The 21,123-nt window shown below is 50.8% G+C and carries 17 protein-coding genes; 13 read left to right on the plus strand and 4 right to left on the minus strand.

Annotated elements, in window-relative coordinates; translation table 11 throughout:
- The first annotated feature begins 184 nt into the window (after positions 1–184).
- The 4 genes from clpB (at position 185) to glyA (ending at position 6,107) form a co-directional block, all read left to right on the plus strand.
- The gene (clpB, locus tag DWY89_RS11940) at positions 185–2,776 is read left to right on the plus strand and encodes an ATP-dependent chaperone ClpB (RefSeq protein ID WP_107001854.1); all 2,592 of its coding nucleotides are present in this window, start codon (positions 185–187) and stop codon (positions 2,774–2,776) included.
- Positions 2,777–2,987: 211 nt separating this feature from the next.
- Complete coding sequence (gene rpiB / locus DWY89_RS11945; RefSeq protein WP_022358818.1) at positions 2,988–3,431, plus strand: ribose 5-phosphate isomerase B; 444 nt, start codon at positions 2,988–2,990, stop codon at positions 3,429–3,431.
- A 129-nt stretch (positions 3,432–3,560) separates the two neighbouring features.
- A complete protein-coding gene (locus tag DWY89_RS11950; RefSeq protein WP_118523632.1) occupies positions 3,561–4,709 on the plus strand; it encodes an FprA family A-type flavoprotein in 1,149 nt (382 codons plus the stop codon).
- A 150-nt stretch (positions 4,710–4,859) separates the two neighbouring features.
- Positions 4,860–6,107, plus strand: coding sequence for a serine hydroxymethyltransferase (glyA, locus tag DWY89_RS11955; RefSeq protein WP_022358816.1), 1,248 nt, complete (start codon positions 4,860–4,862; stop codon positions 6,105–6,107).
- A gap of 156 nt (positions 6,108–6,263) precedes the next feature.
- On the opposite strand, the gene DWY89_RS11960 is transcribed toward glyA, so the two are convergent.
- The gene (locus tag DWY89_RS11960; protein WP_182431310.1) at positions 6,264–7,250 is read right to left on the minus strand and encodes an ornithine cyclodeaminase family protein; all 987 of its coding nucleotides are present in this window, start codon (positions 7,248–7,250) and stop codon (positions 6,264–6,266) included.
- A gap of 145 nt (positions 7,251–7,395) precedes the next feature.
- Here DWY89_RS11960 and DWY89_RS11965 point away from each other — a divergent pair, with 145 nt between their 5' ends.
- From DWY89_RS11965 to DWY89_RS11975, 3 genes are all read left to right on the plus strand, one after another.
- The gene (locus tag DWY89_RS11965; protein WP_279218696.1) at positions 7,396–7,707 is read left to right on the plus strand and encodes an L-serine ammonia-lyase, iron-sulfur-dependent, subunit alpha; all 312 of its coding nucleotides are present in this window, start codon (positions 7,396–7,398) and stop codon (positions 7,705–7,707) included.
- Between the two features lie 226 nt (positions 7,708–7,933).
- Complete coding sequence (locus DWY89_RS11970) at positions 7,934–8,611, plus strand: DUF3990 domain-containing protein (RefSeq protein ID WP_118523631.1); 678 nt, start codon at positions 7,934–7,936, stop codon at positions 8,609–8,611.
- On the plus strand, positions 8,592–9,224 hold the full coding sequence (locus tag DWY89_RS11975) for a helix-turn-helix domain-containing protein (RefSeq protein WP_022358806.1): 633 nt from the start codon (positions 8,592–8,594) through the stop codon (positions 9,222–9,224). The genes DWY89_RS11970 and DWY89_RS11975 overlap by 20 nt, the downstream gene beginning before the upstream one ends.
- A gap of 29 nt (positions 9,225–9,253) precedes the next feature.
- Here DWY89_RS11975 and DWY89_RS11980 read toward each other — a convergent pair whose 3' ends face one another.
- From DWY89_RS11980 to DWY89_RS11990, 3 genes are all read right to left on the minus strand, one after another.
- A complete protein-coding gene (locus DWY89_RS11980) occupies positions 9,254–10,672 on the minus strand; it encodes a HAMP domain-containing sensor histidine kinase (RefSeq protein WP_118522499.1) in 1,419 nt (472 codons plus the stop codon).
- Positions 10,673–10,724: 52 nt separating this feature from the next.
- A complete protein-coding gene (locus DWY89_RS11985; RefSeq protein ID WP_107001860.1) occupies positions 10,725–11,438 on the minus strand; it encodes a response regulator transcription factor in 714 nt (237 codons plus the stop codon).
- Between the two features lie 65 nt (positions 11,439–11,503).
- Entirely contained in the window at positions 11,504–13,909 is a 2,406-nt protein-coding gene (locus DWY89_RS11990) for an endonuclease MutS2 (protein ID WP_118522497.1), read from the minus strand.
- 279 nt (positions 13,910–14,188) lie between these two features.
- Between DWY89_RS11990 and DWY89_RS11995 the strand changes: the two genes are divergently transcribed.
- The 6 genes from DWY89_RS11995 to DWY89_RS12020 all read left to right on the plus strand — a co-directional run bounded on the left by DWY89_RS11995 (position 14,189) and on the right by DWY89_RS12020 (position 21,122).
- Positions 14,189–15,463 carry a S1C family serine protease gene (locus tag DWY89_RS11995; RefSeq protein WP_243022824.1) on the plus strand — a complete coding sequence of 425 codons (1,275 nt, stop codon included), beginning with the start codon at positions 14,189–14,191 and terminating at the stop codon, positions 15,461–15,463.
- A gap of 23 nt (positions 15,464–15,486) precedes the next feature.
- A complete protein-coding gene (locus DWY89_RS12000; RefSeq protein WP_118523629.1) occupies positions 15,487–16,437 on the plus strand; it encodes an HD domain-containing protein in 951 nt (316 codons plus the stop codon).
- A 275-nt stretch (positions 16,438–16,712) separates the two neighbouring features.
- On the plus strand, positions 16,713–18,407 hold the full coding sequence (locus tag DWY89_RS12005; RefSeq protein WP_118524704.1) for an ABC transporter substrate-binding protein: 1,695 nt from the start codon (positions 16,713–16,715) through the stop codon (positions 18,405–18,407).
- Entirely contained in the window at positions 18,328–19,386 is a 1,059-nt protein-coding gene (locus tag DWY89_RS12010; RefSeq protein WP_347474724.1) for an ABC transporter permease, read from the plus strand. The genes DWY89_RS12005 and DWY89_RS12010 overlap by 80 nt, the downstream gene beginning before the upstream one ends.
- Positions 19,383–20,192, plus strand: coding sequence for an ABC transporter permease (locus tag DWY89_RS12015; RefSeq protein WP_107001864.1), 810 nt, complete (start codon positions 19,383–19,385; stop codon positions 20,190–20,192). The genes DWY89_RS12010 and DWY89_RS12015 overlap by 4 nt, the downstream gene beginning before the upstream one ends.
- Before the next feature lie 90 nt (positions 20,193–20,282).
- Positions 20,283–21,122, plus strand: a complete 840-nt coding sequence (locus DWY89_RS12020; protein ID WP_243022825.1) for an ABC transporter ATP-binding protein — start codon at positions 20,283–20,285, stop codon at positions 21,120–21,122.
- The last annotated feature ends 1 nt before the right edge of the window (position 21,123 follow it).

Here is a 21,123-nt window from a genome sequence, read left to right on the forward strand (position 1 = left end):
ATAAAACAGGTAAATCGGCAAGAAAGATATGCTTACATGAAAATTTTAAAAAAAAAGTTTTCACAAATTCTTCACAGAAAATTAGCACTCTACTCTTGACAGTGCTAACAACAAGTGTTATATTACTGCTAGAACAAAAGAAGACCAAAAGGTTTTCACAGATTGTTCGAAAGGAGGCAGGTTTATGAATATCAGTAAATTTACCCAGAAGTCTCTGGAAGCCGTTCAAAATACGGAAAAGCTGGCGTATGAATATGGAAACCAGCAGATTGATCAGGAACATTTGCTGTACAGTCTTTTGACTGTGGAAGACAGCTTGATTTTTAAATTAATAACAAAGATGGGAATCTCGGGCGACCAGTTCCGTGATGAGGTGCAGCAGGCGATTGGAAAGCTGCCGAAGGTATCCGGCGGTCAGGTGTATTTCTCCAACGATGCCAACAAGGTGCTGGTGAACGCGGAGGACGAAGCCAAGGCGATGGGGGACGAGTATGTTTCCGTCGAGCACTTATTTCTGGCGATGTTAAAACAGCCGAATAAGGCGGTCAAAGAACTGTTCCGTCTCTACGGCATTACGAAAGAGAGCTTTTTGCAGGCGCTTTCGACCGTGCGCGGCAACCAGCGTGTTGTCAGCGATAATCCGGAGGCAACGTATGACACTTTAAATAAATACGGTTACGATCTGGTGGAACGTGCGAGAGATCAGAAGCTCGATCCGGTCATCGGCCGTGACGGTGAGATCCGTAATGTGGTTATGATTCTCTCCAGAAAGACGAAAAACAACCCAGTTCTGATTGGTGAACCTGGCGTCGGTAAGACAGCCGTTGTCGAAGGACTGGCACAGCGTATCGTGCGCGGCGATGTCCCGGAGGGCTTGAAGGACAAGAAATTGTTTGCTCTGGATATGGGAGCTCTGATGGCGGGCGCGAAGTACCGCGGCGAGTTCGAAGAGAGACTGAAAGCGGTGCTTGACGAGGTCAAGAAGAGCGAGGGACAGATTATTCTGTTTATCGATGAGCTGCATACGATCGTCGGCGCGGGCAAATCCGAGGGCGCGATGGACGCCGGGAATATGCTGAAGCCTATGCTGGCGAGAGGTGAACTGCACTGTATCGGTGCGACGACCCTGGATGAGTACCGTAAATACATCGAAAAAGACGCAGCTCTGGAACGTCGTTTCCAGCCGGTTCACGTTGATGAGCCGACCGTGGAAGATACGATTTCCATTCTGCGTGGTCTGAAAGAGAGATATGAGGTTTACCACGGGGTCAAGATTACCGACTCTGCGCTTGTATCGGCGGCAATTCTCTCGGATCGTTATATCACGGATCGTTTCCTTCCGGATAAGGCGATCGATCTGGTTGATGAAGCGTGCGCGATGATCAAGACAGAGATGGATTCAATGCCGGCGGAGCTGGATGAACTGTCGAGACGTATCATGCAGCTGCAGATTGAAGAGGCTGCGCTTAAGAAAGAGACTGACCGCTTAAGTCAGGATCGCCTGGCAGAACTGCAGAAAGAACTGGCAGAGCTCAAGAGCAGCTTTTCGACCCAGAAAGCCCAGTGGGAGAATGAAAAATCTTCCGTTGATAAGCTGTCCAAACTGCGTGAAGAGATTGAGCATGTAAATGGCGAGATTCAGGCAGCGCAGCAGGCATATGACCTAAACAAAGCGGCTGAACTCCAGTACGGCAAGCTGCCGGAACTGCAGAAACAGTTGGCGGAAGAGGAAGAGAAAGTGAAAAATCAGGATCTCAGTCTGGTACATGAGAGTGTCACCGAGGATGAGATTGCCCGGATTATTTCGAAGTGGACCGGTATTCCGGTTGCCAAACTGACCGAGAGCGAGCGTAGCAAGACCCTGCATATGGACGAACTGCTGCATAAACGTGTCATCGGACAGGATGAGGGCGTTACCAAGGTAACGGAGGCGATTATCCGTTCCAAAGCGGGCATCAAGGATCCGACGAAACCAATCGGTTCGTTCCTGTTCCTAGGTCCGACCGGTGTCGGCAAGACAGAGCTTGCAAAAGCGCTGGCGGAGGCATTGTTTGATGATGAGAACAACATGGTTCGTATCGATATGAGTGAATACATGGAGAAACATTCCGTTTCCCGTCTGATCGGAGCGCCGCCAGGATATGTCGGATATGACGAGGGCGGTCAGCTGACCGAGGCAGTACGGCGCAAACCGTATTCTGTTGTCCTCTTCGATGAGGTTGAGAAAGCGCACCCGGATGTATTTAACGTCCTGCTGCAGGTTCTGGATGATGGACGTATCACGGATTCGACCGGCAAAACTGTCGATTTCAAGAATACGATCCTGATTATGACCTCCAACATCGGTTCCCAGTATCTGCTGGACGGCATCGATGAAAAGGGACAGATCAAGCCGGAGGCGGAAAGCTCCGTTATGCATGACTTGAGAGCTCACTTCCGTCCTGAGTTCCTGAACCGTCTGGATGAGATTATTCTCTTTAAGCCGCTGACGAAAGGCAACATCGGAGGCATCATTGAGCTTCTGATTGCAGATGTCAACAAACGTCTGGCGGATAAGGAGTTAAAGATTGCCCTGACGGACGAGGCAAAGGATTTCATCATTGAAAATGGCTACGATCCGGTTTACGGTGCAAGACCGCTGAAACGGTACCTGCAGAAGAACGTTGAGACACTGGCAGCGAAGCTGATTCTGGCGGACGGCGTCCGTGCGGGCGATACGATAGAGATCGGGCTTTCGGATGGCAAGCTGACGGCTTCGGCTGTCCATAGCGCGTAAGCGGAAAACGTCTTACGGCGGATTTATAACTATTATTATAGAAGAAACAATAGGGCGCGGAGAAGTGCGAAAGAGCTTCCTCTGCGCTCTTTTTATGTATTTCTGAGATTTTCACAGTCTTGACATTGCCCGGCAACTTTACTAAAATGATTTCATAATGACCGGACTATATCATTTGTTCCGGAAGTCAGTCAGATGAGGAGAAGATGAGATGAAAATTGCGATTGGAAATGACCATTCGGCGGTAGAACTGAAGAACATTATTGTGGATTTCCTGAAAGAAAAAGGAATCGAAGTGTTAAATCTGGGTACAGACAGCAGCGAGAGCTGTGATTATCCAGTTTATGGAGAGAAGGTAGGTCGTGCAGTTGTTTCCGGCGAAGCCGATCTGGGTATCGCAATCTGCGGTACCGGTCTTGGTATTTCACTGGCAGCTAACAAGGTAAAAGGCGTGCGCGCCTGCGTATGCAGCGAGCCGTACACAGCGGTGATGTCCCGCCGCCACAACGATGCCAATGTACTCTGCTTCGGCGCCCGCGTGGTAGGAAGTGAGCTTGCGAAGATGATCGTTGACGAGTGGATCAACGCAGAATTTGAGGGCGGACGCCATCAGAGACGCGTGGATATGATTATGGCGATTGAGGAGAAAGACTGATTCAGAGTCAGAGGTAACGGATGAAATCATAAGGCAGGCTGACAGCAGGATGCGAGATGCCTGTGAGAACAAAAAGAGGCAGCTGTAAAGAGATGGAGCAGCTGCGAAAAGAACAGGAGGAAGCAGGAGATGATCACAGAAGATATTCGCTACATCGGTGTAAACGACCATGACATTGACTTATTTGAGGGGCAGTATCAGGTGCCAAATGGTATTTCATATAACTCATACGTGATTATGGATGAAAAGATCGCGATCATGGATACGGTAGACAAGCGCAAACAGACGGAATTTCTGGAAAATCTGGAAACCGCACTGGCTGGAAGAACCCCGGATTATCTGGTAATCAGCCACATGGAGCCGGATCATGCATCAAGTATCCAGGCAGTCGTAGAACGGTATCCGGAAATCACATTGGTAGGCAATGCGAAGACATTTCCGATGCTGAAACTGTACTTTGATCTTGATACCAGCCGTGCGCTGACGGTCAAGGAGGGCGATACCCTGAAACTGGGGCGCCATGAGCTGACGTTCGTCATGGCACCGATGGTACACTGGCCGGAGGTTATGGTAAGCTATGATTCCTGCGACAAGGTGCTGTTCAGCGCCGACGGTTTCGGCAAGTTCGGTGCGCTTGATGTGGATGAGGACTGGGACTGCGAGGCGAGACGGTATTATTTCAATATTGTAGGAAAATATGGAATGCAGGTGCAGGCACTTCTTAAGAAAGAAGCCGGTCTTGAGATCCAGATCATCTGCCCGCTGCATGGACCGGTTCTGAAAGAGACGATCGGTCATGTGCTTGAAAAATACCAGATTTGGAGCAGCTACGGCGTCGAGTCTGAGGGTGTATTTATCGCATATGCGTCCCTGCATGGCAACACCGAGGATGCGGCGAAGAAATGCAAGGAAATTCTTGAGAAAAAAGAATGCCCGAAAGTGGCAATCGCGGATCTGGCGCGCGGTGATATGGCGGAGGCGCTGGAAGATGCATTCCGGTATGGAAAAATTGTATTGGCAGCACCGTCCTATGACGCGGGTGTGATGCCGGTTATGGCAGATTTCCTGCACCACTTACAGAGCAAGAATTACCAGAAACGCACCGTTGCCCTGATTGAAAACGGTTCCTGGGCGCCGAGTGCAGCGCGCACGATGAAGGGAATGCTGGATGCGATGAAGGAGATCACGGTGGTTGAACCGGTCGTTACGGTTCGCGGGGCGCTCAAGGAGAGCGATATTCCGTCGCTGGAGCAGATGGCGGAAGCGCTGCTGGCATAAGAAGCGTCTGGTGACAGTATTTAATGAGACCTGAAAAAGGCTTTTTTAAATAAAAAATCCGGAGAGACAAAAGTGTGGTTTTATATTTATATATGAAAAATCCACTTGATGATTTTGTATGGATGACAGAAAAGAATAGGAGAAACAGACATGGTAGATGAGGTAATGAAGTTCATTACAGAGGCAGACCCGGAAGTGGGAGAAGCCATTGAAGCAGAGGCAGCCCGTCAGAGAAGAAACCTGGAGCTGATCGCGTCGGAGAATATTGTATCGGAGCCGGTTATGATGGCGATGGGATCGGTATTAACCAACAAATATGCGGAGGGATATCCGGGAAAACGTTACTACGGCGGATGCCAGTGTGTCGATGTTGTAGAGTCCATCGCGATCGAGAGAGCGAAAAAACTGTTTGGCTGTGATTATGCAAACGTACAGCCGCATTCCGGCGCGCAGGCAAACATGGCGGTATTTATCGCAATGCTGAAACCGGGTGATACTGTTATGGGCATGAACCTGGATCACGGCGGACATCTGACACACGGAAGCCCTGTCAATTTCTCCGGTTTATATTTCAACATTGTGCCGTATGGTGTCGATGACAATGGCGTGATTGATTACGAAGAGGTAGAGCGCATTGCACTGGAAGCAAAACCGAAGCTGATCATTGCAGGTGCAAGTGCCTATGCAAGAGAGATTGATTTCAAACGTTTCCGTGAAATTGCAGACAAAGTAGGCGCATACCTGATGGTCGATATGGCTCATATCGCTGGTCTGGTAGCAGCCGGTCTTCACCAGAGCCCGATTCCGTATGCAGATGTTGTTACGACAACCACACATAAGACACTGCGCGGACCGAGAGGCGGTCTGATTCTGGCAAATAAGGAAGCAGCTGAGAAGTTCAACTTCAACAAGGCGATCTTCCCGGGAACCCAGGGCGGTCCGTTAGAGCACATCATCGCTGGCAAGGCAGTCTGCTTCGGCGAGGCGCTGAAGCCAGAATTTAAAGAGTATCAGCTTCAGGTAAAGAAGAATGCAGCAGCGCTGGCAGCCGCACTTCAGAAGCAGGGATTCAAGATTCTGACCGGCGGAACCGATAACCACCTGATGTTAGTTGATCTGCGCGGCATGGATATTTCCGGTAAAGAGCTGCAGAACCGCTGCGATGAAGTATACATTACCCTGAACAAAAATACCGTTCCAAACGACCCGAGAAGCCCGTTTGTTACTTCTGGCGTCCGCATCGGTACTCCGGCTGTTACCACCCGTGGACTGAAAGAAGAGGACATGGAAGTGATTGCAGAGTGCATCTGGCTGGCAGCTACCGACTTCGAGAACAAGGCAGATTACATCCGTGCGGAAGTGACGAAACTGTGTGAGAAGTATCCGTTATATAAATAAGTAGAGAAGAATATGGAGCGAAAAATTTGCCAGTCTATAGATTCAGAAAAATGCTGGAAAATTAATGCACATATAACAATAAGAAAAAGGCTGTATTGCCTGCCGCATGGAAGCGCGCGGTAGGTGATACAGCCTTTTCTATTCCAACCATTTTTCCTAGAAATTAAGTTTTTGTCCAATTCCTTTTTCCAATGCTTTTTCATAGATAAGCTGTGCCGTCCGCACATCAAAGAGTCCCATGCCGACTGATTTAAAGCAGCGGGTCTCGTTCTGCTCATGCGGATGTCCCTGCTTGGTATCTTCGATCAGATCCTCGATAAAGTGGACGCGCTTCTGTGTCAGAACGCCCTTTTCCAGCGGAATTTTCAGATCGCCGCTCTCCTCGCAGGCATACGGAAGCTCGGTGTACGCGTTCTTGACGAGTTTCCACACCGCATCCGGCAGTTCGCGCCGTTCCGGACGCCAGGAGCCGATGGCAACAAAGCATTTGCCGCGAAGCAGCTCTTCATCATCCGGGTAGACCGGATCGACCGCCTGGGTGGCGGAGATCAGGACGCGGCTGTGCTCAGCCAGTTCACGGGTATCCGCGCAGGTATGAATCTGGATGTCGTTTTTTCCAAACGATGCCAGACGCGCCGATAAGCGCTCGATAAAGCCGGAAAGATCCTTAGCGTATGCGTCATACAGATAAATATCTGTGATCGGGCGCACCTCGCAGGCATAGAGAAGCTGGTGTAGTCCCTGCATACCGCAGCCAACCAAACCAACTGAGGCAGCATCCTCTGGAGCCAGATAGCGCAGTGCGACACCGCCGACCGCACCGGTCCGCATTGCGGTCAGGACACTTCCGTTCATAATCGCCTTCGGCAGACCGGTCTTTGCGTTATTTAAAATCATAAGTCCGTTCAGATACGGAATTCCCAGAGAGGAATTGTCCGGAAATTCGGATAACATCTTTGTACCGATGACGGAATCCAGAAAACACGGCATATAGAGCATCATATTTTTATCACGCTGTGCGATAAAACGATCCGGCATCTTATAATTGCCGCTTTTGTGAATCGCATACGCATCTTCGATCGCGTCCATGACATCCTCTAAGGTGACGGACTGCCACATTTCTTGTTCGCTGAGAAATAACATATCAAAACCTCCTGAATATTTATGAATGAAATAAAACATATATACTAAAAATAGATTTATCACAAATCAAATGTGGTTTGTATAGCTGGATTGTAGCAGTTTCACGTTTCATTGTCAAGATGAAAACAGAATAAACCGGCAATCTCTGGATGCGGCGTCTGTAGGACTCCAGAACATCACAGGACTTGCCTGCGATCCGGTCGGAAACCGTGTTGAATGGCCATGTCTCGGCAAAAATATCATGGGAGGAAGCAATGCGCTCGCCAGCGCCAATATGATTCTGGCAGGCTACGACAAGGTGATCCCGCTGGATGAGACAATCGGCGCGATCTATGAGATCGGTCTGTCGCTGCCGCTGGAACTGCGTTGTACCTTTGGTGGTCTGGGTAAGATAAAGACTGCTCGGGAGATTCTGAAGCGGTCCGACGCGCATTTTCCGGGGGAAGAGGCGCGGTAGGTGTAATTCGAAACATCGTGAAAGGACAGTTACAGTTTGTGTAAGGTGCGTACTGTAACGTGGCATATCTTTTTAAGATCTGAAATAAAAATTGATTAAATAACTCTATAGAGATATAATATTAATAAAAATATCTCTATAGAGTTATTTTCATTAAAACGAATCTATTTTTTATATACCCCATGTTTCTACTTGTTCCCATAATAGATAAGGAGGTTGCCTCAGAATGAGAAAAATTTTATATCACGGTTCCTTGGAAATTATTTCTACTCCTATGTATGGTCAGGGAAAGGTCTATAATGACTACGGACAGGGCTTTTATTGTACGGAGAGTCTGGAGCTGGCGAAGGAGTGGTCGTGCGCCGAGCGGGAGGACGGCTATGTGAATCAGTATGAAATGGATGAAACCGGTCTTTTGATTTTAAATTTGATGGAGAAGCACTACAGCGTTCTTCATTGGCTGGCGATTTTGATGAAATACCGGAAAATCCGCCTTTCTTCGGCGGTCATGAAACGGGGAAGAGAGTGGCTGCTGGAACATTTCCTCCCGGATGTGGACGGATATGATGTGGTGATTGGGTACCGGGCGGATGATTCGTATTTTTCATTTGCAAGGGCGTTTGTAAATAATGAAATATCGTTAGAGCAGCTTTCGTATGCGATGCGGCTGGGAAAATTGGGAGAGCAGTATGTATTAAAGAGCCAGAAGGCATTTCAGGCGATACACTTTCTTTCTTATGAAGGAGTAGATTCAGTGGAATATTATGTAAAACGAAGAGCCAGGGATGAGCAAGCTAGAAATTCATACCGGAAAAAGGTGGAAGAGGATGATATCGACGGTATTTATATGCGGGATTTGATTCGAGGGGAGGTGTCGGCTGAGGATGAGCGCTTATGGGATTGAATATCTGGATGATGCGATGAGAAATCTGGGGGAAATGACAGATTATGCGGTCAATGCCTGTGGGATGGATCTGGAAGATTTTTGGAAATTGTTTCTTACAACCGGGTATGCAGAAAAATTTGGGGAAGGTGTACCAAGAGTAGTGAGCGGCTTTTCTGGAACGGAGCTTGCGGAGGAAGTGCTTCGAAAAGCGGGAAAAAAGGACGAACTGCCGGAACCGCAGGTAGAATTTACCTGTTCCAGAGAGTATTGGAGTGGCTGGATACTGGCGTATTATCAGTGGTACAGTGAGAAGAAATTTAAGGAAATTGAAGCAGGGCTTCCGGTCCGGGAGGTTGTGGAAATGTATCCGGCACTTCATGAAGCTCCGGAGGATAAATTTGTTGAGGCGGCAGACAGAATCATTCGAAGAAAAGAGCAGGGAAAAAACGCGTTGCGGCGGATCCGGAAGATGGCGGGATATACCCAAAAGGATCTTTCAGAGCAATCGGGGGTTACGCTGCGGAGTATTCAGCAGTATGAACAGGGAAAAAAGAAGATTCAAAAAGCATCCGCAGAAACCGTGCGTGCGCTTGCACGGTCACTGGGATGCCAGATGGAAGATTTGCTGTAATTGCGAAGGGATTGGACAGTTTCAATTTGCTATAGCGCCGTCGCCTTCGGCAGACTGAAAATAAATTCCGTCCCCACGCCCTCGGTGCTGACAACGTCGATATTTTCCCCATGTGCCTGAATAATCTCTTTGACAATCGCAAGCCCCAGTCCGGTCCCCTTTTTATCTTTTCCGCGCGATAAGTCGGTCTTGTAGAAACGTTCAAAGATTTTCTTCTGGCTGTCCTTCGGGATGCCGATGCCGGTGTCTTTGACGGAAATGAAGATTTTTTCATACCGGATGGAGGTCTGGATGTAAATGATCGAATCCTCGTGGCTGAATTTGATCGCGTTGTCGATCAGGTTGTAGAGAACCTGCTGGATTTTTCCGAGATCGGCGTAGACCATCTGGATGCTATCCGCAAAGGTCAGGTCAAACGTGATGCCTTTTGCGCTGCACGTGCCCTCGAAGGTTGCGGCGGTATCCTTGATCGTCCGGTTGATATCGAAATTTGTCCGGGTTAAGTAGCCTTTGCTGTCCAGGGAGTTGAGTGTTAGCATGCCTTGGGTCAGCTTGTTGAGGCGTTCGGTTTCGGAAATAACGATGTGCAGGTATTTGTGATAGAGTTCCTGCGGGATTGTGCCATCGAGAATTGCCTCGAGATAGCCTTTGATGGAAGTCAGAGGCGAGCGGAAATCGTGCGATACGTTCGCGATGAAATTGTGCTGGTACTGTTCCATTTCATTTAACTCGCTGGACATATAGTTTAATGTGCTGGCGAGATAGCCGATCTCGTCGTGGGTGGTAATCGGGATATTGTGTGCCAGGTTTCCGGCTGCATATTCATTGGCTGCGACCGTAATCTTTTTGAGCGGGAAATAGACCACTTTTGTAAAAACAAGAAGCACCACCAGGGATAGGAAGAACAGGATGATCGATGTTATGTAAATAATATTCAGAAATCCGTTCTGTTCCGCCTCAATGTTCTGGATTGGCATATGAATCACGATGTAGCCGTAGGTCTTCATATTGCCTGTGATAGGGGCGGAAACGGAGAGTACCTTGCTGTCAAACAGGTTGTAATACTGTCCGATGGAATAGAGCCGGTTGCCCTGTGCGGTCGGGTCGAAATCGTCGATTGCGATGCCGGTACGACTGTCGCTGCTGTCCGCAACGATGGTGCCCTCATGGTTCAGGATCCAGATATCCGACTGCAGATAGGCGGAAACCGCCTCGATCTGTGGATATGCCGAGTCGAGATTGATGGTTTTTCCCTCGTAGGCTTTGCTGCACCGATCGGCAATCATGGTCGCCTCGTCATACAGAACCTCCGATTCGCGTTCCACCAGATGGTGGTAGGTCATCTCAGATGAGATGGTCGCGATCGTGATGAATCCAAGCAGACCGAAGATGAGATAGCCGATCAGCAGTTTATAATAAAGAGAATGTGTGTAGTGGTTTGATTTCATGGTAAACCTCCGGTTACCTCTTCACGTAACAGTTCAGTTCCTTTACTAACAGTTACCGTTTTACCTCAAATTTATATCCAATCCCCCAGACGGTCGTCAGCGCCCACTTGTCGTTGCCCTTGATTTTTTCACGGAGGCGCTTGATATGGACATCTACCGTCCGCGTGTCGCCGATGTATTCATATCCCCAGATATGGTCGAGAAGTTGCTCCCTTGTGAATACCTGGTTTGGTGAGGACGCGAGGAAATAGAGCAGTTCCAGTTCCTTCGGCGGCAGCTCGATCGAGTGTCCGTTGTAAATGACGGAGTAGTTTGTCAGGTTGACGATGAGATCCGGATATTCGACAAAATTGCCATGCTGTTCGGTCACGGACGATGCGGGCATCTGCACCGGTAGCTGGTAGCGCCGCAGAACGGCTTTGACTCTGGCAACCAGCTCTTTCGAATCGAATGGTTTGATCATGTAGTCATCGGCGCCCAGCTCCAGCCCCAGCACCTTATCAAAGATTTCGCCCTTGGCGGAGAGCATGATGATTGGCACCTGGGAGGTACTTCGCAGTTCCCGGCAGACCTGATAGCCGTCGATGCCCGGAAGCATCAGATCAAGGAGAATCAGGTTGGGCTGAAATTCGGGAAATACCCGGAGAGCTTCTTCCCCGTCTCCGACAATTTTCGTTTCAAAACATTCTTTCGTCAGGTAAAGTGAGATTAGTTCAGCAATGTTGTAGTCGTCATCTACGATGAGAATGCGCTGCTTTTCAGCCATGTTGATTCCTCCTGTTTTTTTGGATATTTGTAACTGTTCAGTACCTTCACAGTTATGGATATTTCTTATTTAAATGTTACGATTGTAACGCCTGTATCGCCTTCGCCAAACTCGCCAAGCCGGTATTCCTTGACATAGCTTAATTTCTTCAAGTGGCGGTGTACGCCCGCTTTCAAAGCGCCGGTTCCACGACCATGTACGACGCGGACCTGCGGAAGATGCGCCAGGTAGGCATCATCCAGATATTTGTCGAGTACCGGGATCGCCTCATCGACGGTCATGCCAATCAGGTTGACCTCCGGCGATACGCTGAAGGACTTAGACATCTTGATCTTGCTGCTTCCGCTTCCGGATCCGCGGGAACCGCCCGTATGCGTGCCGGAAAGTCCCGGTCCGGTGATGGATGCTTCCTCGACCATTTCCAGATCGCGGATATTGACGAGGGAGCGCAGAATTCCCATCTGTACATACAGATCGCCCTTGGCGTTCGGCAGGGAGCTGACGGTTCCCTTTAAATTCATCGAGAGAACGCGCACGGTATCGCCGAGACGCAGCTTTTTCGCGGAAACGGCTTTTTTCGGTGCGGCGGTTTTCTTAACTGCCAGTTTCTTGTCTACATCCTGGATCTTGCCGCGTAGCTTGGTCCGCTCAGCTTCCAGTTCTTTATTGACGCCGGAAGACTTGGCAAGCTTGTTGATGTTGCGGATCGTCTGATCGGCGGTGTCCTTCGCATCCTGAAGGATCTTCTGAGCTTCCTCGCGGGCTTTGGAAAGCATTTTTTCCTTCTGCTCGGAGAAACGTTCTTCCTTCTGCTGGAGGCGGTTCTTCAGCGTTTCAATTTCCTGTTTATAGGAGGCGATCTCTTCGCGCTCTTTTTCAATGGTCACGCGGCTGTTTTCCAGATTGGCAAGCAGATCCTCGAAGGATTCGTCCTTCTGCTCCATCTGGTTTTTCGCCTCGTCGATGATATAATCCGGCAGCCCCAGCTTGCGGGAAATGGCAAATGCATTACTTTTTCCTGGAATACCGATGAGCAGGCGGTAGGTCGGGCGGAGAGTCTCGACGTTGAACTCGCAGCAGGCATTTTCAACGCCTGGCGCGGTCAGCGCGAAGACTTTTAATTCGCTGTAATGCGTGGTTGCGATCGTCCGGCAGGTCATGTTGTGCAGGAAATTTAAAACCGCAATCGCCAGCGCCGCGCCCTCGGTCGGGTCGGTACCGGAACAGAGCTCATCGAAGAGACAGAGCGAATTGGCGTCCGCCTCATTTAAAATCGAAACGATATTCGTCATATGGGCGGAGAATGTACTCAGATTCTGCTCGATGCTCTGCTCATCGCCAATGTCGGCAAATACATTGTCAAAAACAGCCAGCTCGGATCCCTCAAATGCCGGGATATGGAGTCCTGACTGCCCCATCAGGGTAAAGAGTCCGACGGTTTTTAAAGAAACGGTTTTACCACCCGTGTTTGGACCCGTCACAATCAGAAGGTCAAATGAATCGCCAACCCAGATGTTGATCGGAACGACCTGTTTCGGATTTAAGAGCGGATGGCGTCCGTCCTTGATATTGATATACCGTTTGTTGTTAAATTTCGGTTCCACGCAGTTATAGTGGCGGGAAAGAGCTGCCTTTGCGAAAATAAAATCGAGCTCTGCCAGAATCGAAAGATCCGAGAGGATCGCGTCGGTGTAAGGCATAAGCTGGCTGGAAAGAGCTGCCAGAACGAACTCAATTTCCCGTTTTTCCTGGATTTCCAGCTCGCGCAGTTCGTTGTTCAGCTTGACGATCGCGAGCGGCTCGATAAATACAGTCGAACCGGTCGAGGACTGGTCGTGCACCATGCCTGGAACCTGGGATTTATACTCAGCCTTGACCGGCAGGCAGTAGCGCCCGTCGCGCATTGTGATGACGGCATCCTGTAAATAGGTCCGGCTGGAATTTAAAATAGAATTTAACTGGGTATGGACGCGTCCGCCCACGATCTTCATGGAGCGGCGCACTTTGGCAAGTCCCGGACTTGCGTCATCGCTGACCTCATCCTCGGATGGCAGGCAGCGCTTGATCTCATTGTTGACCGGCGTCAGCGGATCCAGAGCGCGGAAGCGCTCATCAAGGGAATCATCTGGAAATTCTTCGGATTTCTCATGGCGTCCGTAGCTCTGCGCGCGGGCAGCGACTGTCAGCAGGGAGCTGACAGAGAGAAGCTCCGGGATCCCCAGGGAACTTCCGATTTCCAGACGTTTCATGGAACCACGCACATCCTTCACGCCGCCGAAGGAGAGACTTCCCTTCATGCGGACGCGCGTCAGGGCATCGGTCGTCTCCGTCTGGCTCTGCCGGATCGTCCCCAGATCACAGGACGGCTGCAGTTCCCGGCACATCTGTTTTCCCATCTCCGTGGAGGCGTACTCCGTGAGCTGGTCGATGATCTTTGTATATTCGAGAGTTTTTAATGCTTTTTCATTCATGTTGTGGTAATCCTCTTAATTTAAATGGTGTTCACATGATACCGTGACCACTAAATTCGTGAAAGACCTCATTAAGTGGTCAGGTATAAGTTCTCACTAGACTCGAAAAGACCTCGTCAAGTGTTCACATTATATCACATTCCCCGCCGTCTAGCCAAGCATTCGCACTTTTTTCTTGCATAACCTTAAGAAGGAAAGTATAATTAGGATATGTTATGCAAAGGGGAAAGTGAAATGCCGGATTCAGAAGAACTTGAAAAAAAGGAAAAACGGGAATTCATGAGAGAAACGATAGTGAAGCCGCCGCTGACCAGAAAACAGATTGCGAAGCGGGTGGCTCTCTTTGTATGCGCGTCAGCCGTATTTGGAGGAGTCGCGGCGGTTTCGTTTGCGGCGGTAAAGCCGTTTGCAGATCGGTGTTTTCAGGAAAATGGGATGCAGGAGACATCCTCAGTCGAGTTTTCCAAGGACGATCCGGACTCTGTTTCGCCGTCGGACGGTGCAGATGCGGATATGACAGCGCAGCCGGAACAAATGGAGCAGGAGATTGATGAGGCGGTCAGCGAGGCACTTTCCAGCTATCAGTTTTCCGTAGACAATTTCAATTCGATGACGTCGGTGCTGCGTGGAATCGGGGAACTGGGTGATAAGTCGATCGTGACGGTCAGCTCCGGCAAACAGGATACGGATATATTTGGAAATCCGGTGGAAAATACGGGTGATTATGCAGGTGCAGTCATCGCGGAGAGTGATGGAGAATTTCTGATCTTTACTTACGCCGATGCGGTGCGGGCGGCAGATTCGATCAATGTGAGATTTTCGGATGGAACGAAGATCGCTGGTACAGTGCGCCAGATTGACGAAGTGCTCGGAATGGCAGTTGTGGCGGTGCCGTCCGGCAATCTGCCGGAAGAAGAGCGGAAAAAGGTGCAGGTGCTTTCACTTGCCAATTCATATACGGTCAAGGCAGGCGATGTCCTCGTAGGTATCGGCGGTCCGTCCGGACAGGTGCATTCGCTTTCGTTTGGAACGGTATCCTACGTGGCGCGCAATGTGCAGATTACAGATGGACTGACGCGGATCCTGTATGCGGATATCAGCAGCAATTCGCAGACGGGTACCTTTTTGATCAATACAGCCGGAGAGATGGTCGGCTGGACATCGGAGTCCTGCCGCAGCGAGAGCTGTACGGATCGGACGGCGGCGTACACCATTTCCAGCTACAAGCCGATTCTGGAGCGGCTGACGAATGGCGCTTCGGCGGCATATCTGGGCATCCAGGGACAGGATGTGAGCCGTGCGATGCAGGGGAGCGGCATTCCGGCGGGCGTTTACGTGACGGAGGCAGTCTCCGGCAGCCCGGCGTATGACGCTGGCATCCAGCCCGGCGATATTATTGTGAAATTTGGCACAAAGGAGATCGGAAGTTTCAAAGATCTCCAGGCGCAGATTGAAAATTCCGCGAGCGGCGTGTCTGTATCGGTAAATGTGATGCGGAAAGGGCGCGACGGGTACACGGAAATTCCATTTTTGGTATCGCTGCGCGCCAGATAGAAATTCAGGAGGATATAGGCAGAATGAGATATATTGAACAGTTCCGGGAAGGAATGAGAGTCTCGGACGTATATTTATGTAAGACGAAACAACATGCGGTGACGAAAAACGGAAAAGAGTACGCCTCCGTGCTGCTTCAGGATAAAACAGGCACGGTAGACTGCAAAATCTGGGATTTAAGTTCCCCAGGCATCAATGATTTTGAACCGCTGCAGTACGTCTATGTGGACGGCGATGTGACGGTTTTCCAGGGTTCCAACCAGTTAAATATCAAGCGCATACGCAAGGCGGACGAGGGCGAGTATCAGGAAAGTGATTACCTTCCGGTCAGCTCAAAGGACATCAAGATAATGTATCAGGAGCTGACGGCTCTGGTGCAGTCTTTCCAGAATCCGTACCTGAAAAAGCTGGCATCCAGCTATTTCCTGGAAGATAAGGCATTTGTGAAGAAATTCTGCTTCCATTCGGCGGCGAAGAGTGTGCATCATGGTTTTGTGGGCGGACTTTTGGAACATACGTTAAGTGTTATAAAACTCTGTGATTTCTACACGAAGTCATATCCGGCGCTGAACCGCGATCTGCTTCTGACGGCGGCGCTGTTCCACGACATCGGAAAAGTGCAGGAATTATCTGCATTTCCGGAAAATGATTATACGGACGACGGTCAGCTCTTAGGTCATATCGTGATCGGCACGATGATGGTTGCAGACCGTATTAAGGAGATTCCGGGATTCCCGGCAAAGACAGCGGCGGAGTTAAAGCACTGCATCCTTGCGCACCACGGCGAATTAGAGTACGGTTCCCCGAAGAAACCGGCGCTTCTGGAGGCGCTGGCATTGAATTTTGCGGACAATACCGATGCGAAGATGGAGACGATGCTGGAAGTCTTAAAGAGCGGCGGGGAGAATCCGGGCTGGCTCGGATATAACCGTTTCCTGGAGACGAATGTGAGAAAGACGACGCCGACGGAATAATAATAAGATAACAGATATCTAAAATGAGTCTAAATGTATATAAGAAAAAGAAAACAGCGCTGCACAAGCAGATGCTGCCTTGCAGAAGCGGGGGAACGAAAAAATAGGAATCAGGTGTCTATGCTGTTGGCAGAGAAGCGAGTTAAATAGCCGCACATAAAATAAATAAGAAAAATGGAGAAGGATACCAGGAAGGTACAGCGGTTCAGCAGGGATCGCACTTTTCTGATATCCTTTTGTTTCATAAAGAAAAATATAGGGGTACAACAGAAAATATGAAAAAACGAGAAAATACAGGCAAAATCATTGGAAAGGTGTTCGGAGAAGCCAGGGCACTTGGCGTCACTACCTTAGCGGCGGCAGTCATGCTTTCCGGATGTGGAAACGCTGGAAATCAGGCGCAGAAAGGCGGTTCCGGCGCAGAACAGACGGAAAATGTTGAAAACGGCGAAAAAGCAGCGGAAAATACCCAAACAAGCGTTATTATCGCGATGCCGCCGACTTCAGAGCCGGAGGCGGGCTTTGATCCGGCATATGGCTGGGGCGCGGGCGAGCATATGCATGAACCGCTGATCCAGAGCACCTTGACGGTGACAGAAGCAGATTTGAGTATCGGGTATGATCTGGCGACAGATGTGGAGACCTCCGAGGATGGAATGACATGGACGGTGACGATCCGCGACGATGCGAAATTCACGGATGGCGAGGCGCTGACCGCGGAGGATGTGGCATTCACTTATAACACATTGAAAAAGACGAGTTCCGTCAACGATTTTTCAATGCTGAAACAGGCGGAGGCGATCGATGATGTGACGGTTGTGTTTGAGATGGAACGCCCGTTTGCTATCTGGTCATACACGATGGCGGTGACGGGAATTGTGCCGGAGCATGCATATGGAACGGATTACGGCACACATCCGATCGGTTCCGGGCGATATATCCTGAAACAGTGGGACAAGGGGCAGCAGGTGATTCTGGAAGCCAACCCGGATTATTATGGGGATGCGCCGAAGATGCGGCAGGTCACGATTCTCTTTATGGAAGAGGATGCGGCATTTGCAGCGGTGCGCGCCGAGCAGGTGGATGTGGCGTACACGGCGGCGTCCTATGCAGACCAGTCGGTTCCAGAATTCAGTCTTTTGGACTGTGAGACGGTGGACAACCGTGGATTTAACCTCCCGGCAGTGCCGGAGACGGTACGGGAGGATGGCGTAAAAATCGGCAATGATTTTACCGCGGATGTGCAGGTGCGCCGGGCGATCAATCTGGCGATTGACCGGCAGGAAATGATCGATCATGTGTTAAATGGTTACGGCAGCCCGGCATATAGTGTCTGTGACAAGATGCCGTGGTACAACGATGAAATGGAGAACATTTCCTATGATGTGGAGAAGGCGGAAGAGATGCTGGGTGCGGCGGGATGGAAGAAAAATGCTGACGGCATCCGCGAAAAGGATGGAGTGAAAGCCATTTTGGAATTTCTCTATCCGACCGGGGATTCGGTGCGTCAGGCGCTGGCAGCCGATACGGCACAGCAGTTAAAAGAGATTGGAATTGACGCATCGATCCGCGGCACCGGCTGGGATACTGCGTATGACGAAGCACAGTCGCAGCCGCTTCTCTGGGGCTGGGGCGCGCACACGCCGATGGAATTTTATAATATTTACCATACAAAGGCAGATACGGGGCTGGCAGAATATTCGCCGTATGCGAATGAGACCGTGGACGCTTATATGGATGAGGCCCTGGCAGCACCGGATCTGGAAAGTTCGTATGAATTGTGGAAAAAGGCGCAGTGGGACGGCGAGACGGGCGTTTCAGCCGAGGGTGATCTTCCGTGGATCTGGCTGGTGAATGTCGATCATCTGTACTGGGTGAGAGACGGGCTTCATGTCGCAGAGCAGAAGGTGCATCCGCACGGTCACGGCTGGTCCATCGTCAACAATGTCGATCGGTGGTACTATGAGTAGGATGAAATGGTTTGGGCGCAGTCTGCTGCACCTGATTCTGCTGCTTTTGGCAGTCAGTCTGGCATCGTTTCTGCTGATGTCGATGTCTCCGGTCGATCCGCTGCAGACGAATGTCGGGCAGACGGCGCTCGGCTCGATGGCGCCGGAGCAGATCAAGAAGCTGCAGGCGTACTGGGGCGTTGGTGTGCCGGTCTGGAAGCGCTTCTTTAGCTGGATTTCGGGCATCTGTCATGGTGATTTTGGCATTTCCCTTCTGTACCGCAGACCGGTGCTGGAGGTGATCGCGGAAAAGGCGTCTGCGTCAGTGTGGCTCCTTCTGTCTGCGTGGCTGTTTTCGGGAATCGTGGGGATATTTTTAGGAATTGCAGCGGCGGCAAAACGGGGCAAGTGGGTGGATCGCCTGATTACGGGCTATTGCATCGTGATCGCGGGAACGCCGTCCTTCTGGCTGGCGCTGGTGCTGCTGCTTCTCTTTACAGTGCAGCTTCCCATCTTCCCAATCGGGTTCAGTGTCCCGGTGGGAATGGCGGCGGACGAGGTCAGCCTGGCGGATCGCCTGTATCACGCATTTCTGCCGGCGTGTACGCTGGGACTGACAGGGATTTCTTCGATTGCGATGCACACGCGCGAAAAAGTGATTGAGATTCTGGAAAGTGATTACGTACTCTATGCGCGGGCGCGGGGCGAGAGCGGCTGGCGGCTGATTTTCCGGCATGGACTCCGCAACCTGCTTCTCCCGGTAATTACGCTGCAATTTGGCTCGATCAGCGAGATTTTCGGCGGTTCGGTGCTGGTGGAACAGGTCTTTTCCTATCCGGGACTCGGACAGGCGGCGGTCACGGCGGGGCTGGGAAGCGATATCCCGCTTCTGATGGGAATTACACTCATCAGTGCCGTGCTTGTATTTGCAGGAAATGCAGCGGCGGATGGGCTGTACCGGCTGGTCGATCCGAGACTTAGGAAAGGAGGCAGGGCATGAGAAAGAAAACACTCTGGCTGCTGGGAATTTCCCTCCTTTTCCTGATTCTGGTGACAGTGCTTGGAATCGTCTGGGAGGATGCCGCACAGCAGGTCGATTTTGCGAGAAAAAACCTGCCTCCGGGAACCGGCGGGCTGTTTGGAACCGACTGGATGGGGCGGAATATGCTGAAACGGACGGTTGCGGGGCTTTCTTTAAGCATCCGGCTGGGGCTTCTGACCGCGGCGATCAGCGCCGCGGTGGCATTGGCGCTTGCATTGCTGGCGTCGCTTGGCGGGGGACTGATGGATTCATTGGTATGCGGGCTGATTAATCTGGTAATGGGAATCCCGCACATGCTTCTCCTGATCCTGATTTCCTACAGTCTGGGAAAGGGATTCCGGGGTGTAGCAGCCGGGATTGCCCTGACGCACTGGGCGTCGCTGGCGAGGCTTTTGCGGGCGGAAATCTTACAGATCCGGGAAAGTCCGTATGTGCAGATCTCCGAAAAACTGGGGAAAAAGCCCTGGTGGATTGCCTGGAACCACATCGTCCCGCAGGTATCAAGGCAATTTGTGACCGGGTTAATTCTTCTCTTTCCCCATGCGATTCTGCATGAGGCGGGCGTGACCTTTCTGGGCTTCGGTCTTTCCTCCGAGCAACCAGCGATCGGTGTTATTTTATCCGAGAGTATGTCGTACCTGATTACCGGAAAATGGTGGCTGGCGCTCTTTCCGGGCGCGGCACTGGTGCTGGTAACGCTGGGATTTCAGGCGATCGGGCAGAGCCTGGGGCGGCTGATGGATCCGGGGAGCGCGCATGAGTAGAGGATGCTGGGAATGAGGCAGAAAAACATATATTTTGATAAAATGATGCGATTAAGACAAAAACAATCAAAAACGATGCGGCTATCAGATTTGGAACAGACAGACGTTATCAAAGAACGGAGATTGCGTGAAAATTGTGATTCCATGGAAAAGCCGATATTGAAAATTCAAAATCTAAACTTATATTTTACGCAGTACGCGCGTGGACTTAGACGGCGCGAACTCCATCCGCTCCGCGACCTTTCCTGCAAACTTTTCAGTGGGGAGCTGACGGCGGTGGTCGGGGCGAGTGGTTCGGGAAAAAGCCTGCTGGCGCACGCGATTCTGGGAATCTTGCCGTACAACTGCCGGATGGAAGGAAAAATTTCCTATCAGGGAGAGGTTCTGGATGAGACGCGGCTTGCCGGGCTGCGGGGCAATGGAATTTCCCTGATTCCGCAGGGGGTTTCCTACCTCGATCCGTTGATGCGGGTCGGGGATCAGATCTGCGGCGGCAGAAAAGATGAAGCGACGCGGGCAAAATGCCGCCAGCTTTTGAAGCGGTACGGGCTGGATGAATCAGTGGAAAAATGTTATCCATTTGAGCTGTCGGGCGGCATGGCGCGGCGCGTCCTGATGGCAGCGGCACTGATGCAGGAGCCGAGGCTGATTGTGGCGGATGAACCGACACCGGGGCTGGAGGCGATGACCGCGCGCCATGTGATCCGTCATTTAAAAGAGATGGCACAGGACGGGGCAGCGGTGCTTCTGATTACTCATGATCTGGAACTGGCGATTGAGATGGCGGACCGGATTCTGGTGTTTTATGACGGGACGATTCTGGAGGAAGTAAAGCCGGAGAACTTCCGGGAGGGACGGAATCTGAAAGAGCCATACACGCAGGCGCTCTACCGGGCACTGCCGGAACATGAATTTTTTGGAGGAGAATGAG

This window comes from Clostridium sp. AF27-5AA (genome assembly GCF_003478415.1).
In the GTDB taxonomy this organism is placed as follows: Bacteria; Bacillota; Clostridia; order Lachnospirales; family Lachnospiraceae; genus Otoolea; species Otoolea fessa.

Bases quoted from the DNA above. Each gene is read 5' to 3' on its own strand.
- DWY89_RS11985 (WP_107001860.1), bottom strand. From the start codon at position 11,438: ATGGCTGAAAAGCAGCGCATTCTCATCGTAGATGACGACTACAACATT.
- DWY89_RS11950 (WP_118523632.1), top strand. From the start codon at position 3,561: ATGATCACAGAAGATATTCGCTACATCGGTGTAAACGACCATGACATT.
- DWY89_RS12000 (WP_118523629.1), top strand. From the start codon at position 15,487: ATGAGATATATTGAACAGTTCCGGGAAGGAATGAGAGTCTCGGACGTA.
- clpB (WP_107001854.1), top strand. From the start codon at position 185: ATGAATATCAGTAAATTTACCCAGAAGTCTCTGGAAGCCGTTCAAAAT.
- glyA (WP_022358816.1), top strand. From the start codon at position 4,860: ATGGTAGATGAGGTAATGAAGTTCATTACAGAGGCAGACCCGGAAGTG.
- DWY89_RS12015 (WP_107001864.1), top strand. From the start codon at position 19,383: ATGAGAAAGAAAACACTCTGGCTGCTGGGAATTTCCCTCCTTTTCCTG.
- DWY89_RS11990 (WP_118522497.1), bottom strand. From the start codon at position 13,909: ATGAATGAAAAAGCATTAAAAACTCTCGAATATACAAAGATCATCGAC.
- DWY89_RS12005 (WP_118524704.1), top strand. From the start codon at position 16,713: ATGAAAAAACGAGAAAATACAGGCAAAATCATTGGAAAGGTGTTCGGA.
- DWY89_RS11975 (WP_022358806.1), top strand. From the start codon at position 8,592: ATGAGCGCTTATGGGATTGAATATCTGGATGATGCGATGAGAAATCTG.
- DWY89_RS11995 (WP_243022824.1), top strand. From the start codon at position 14,189: ATGAGAGAAACGATAGTGAAGCCGCCGCTGACCAGAAAACAGATTGCG.
- DWY89_RS11960 (WP_182431310.1), bottom strand. From the start codon at position 7,250: ATGTTATTTCTCAGCGAACAAGAAATGTGGCAGTCCGTCACCTTAGAG.
- DWY89_RS12010 (WP_347474724.1), top strand. From the start codon at position 18,328: ATGTCGCAGAGCAGAAGGTGCATCCGCACGGTCACGGCTGGTCCATCG.
- DWY89_RS11970 (WP_118523631.1), top strand. From the start codon at position 7,934: ATGAGAAAAATTTTATATCACGGTTCCTTGGAAATTATTTCTACTCCT.
- DWY89_RS11980 (WP_118522499.1), bottom strand. From the start codon at position 10,672: ATGAAATCAAACCACTACACACATTCTCTTTATTATAAACTGCTGATC.
- rpiB (WP_022358818.1), top strand. From the start codon at position 2,988: ATGAAAATTGCGATTGGAAATGACCATTCGGCGGTAGAACTGAAGAAC.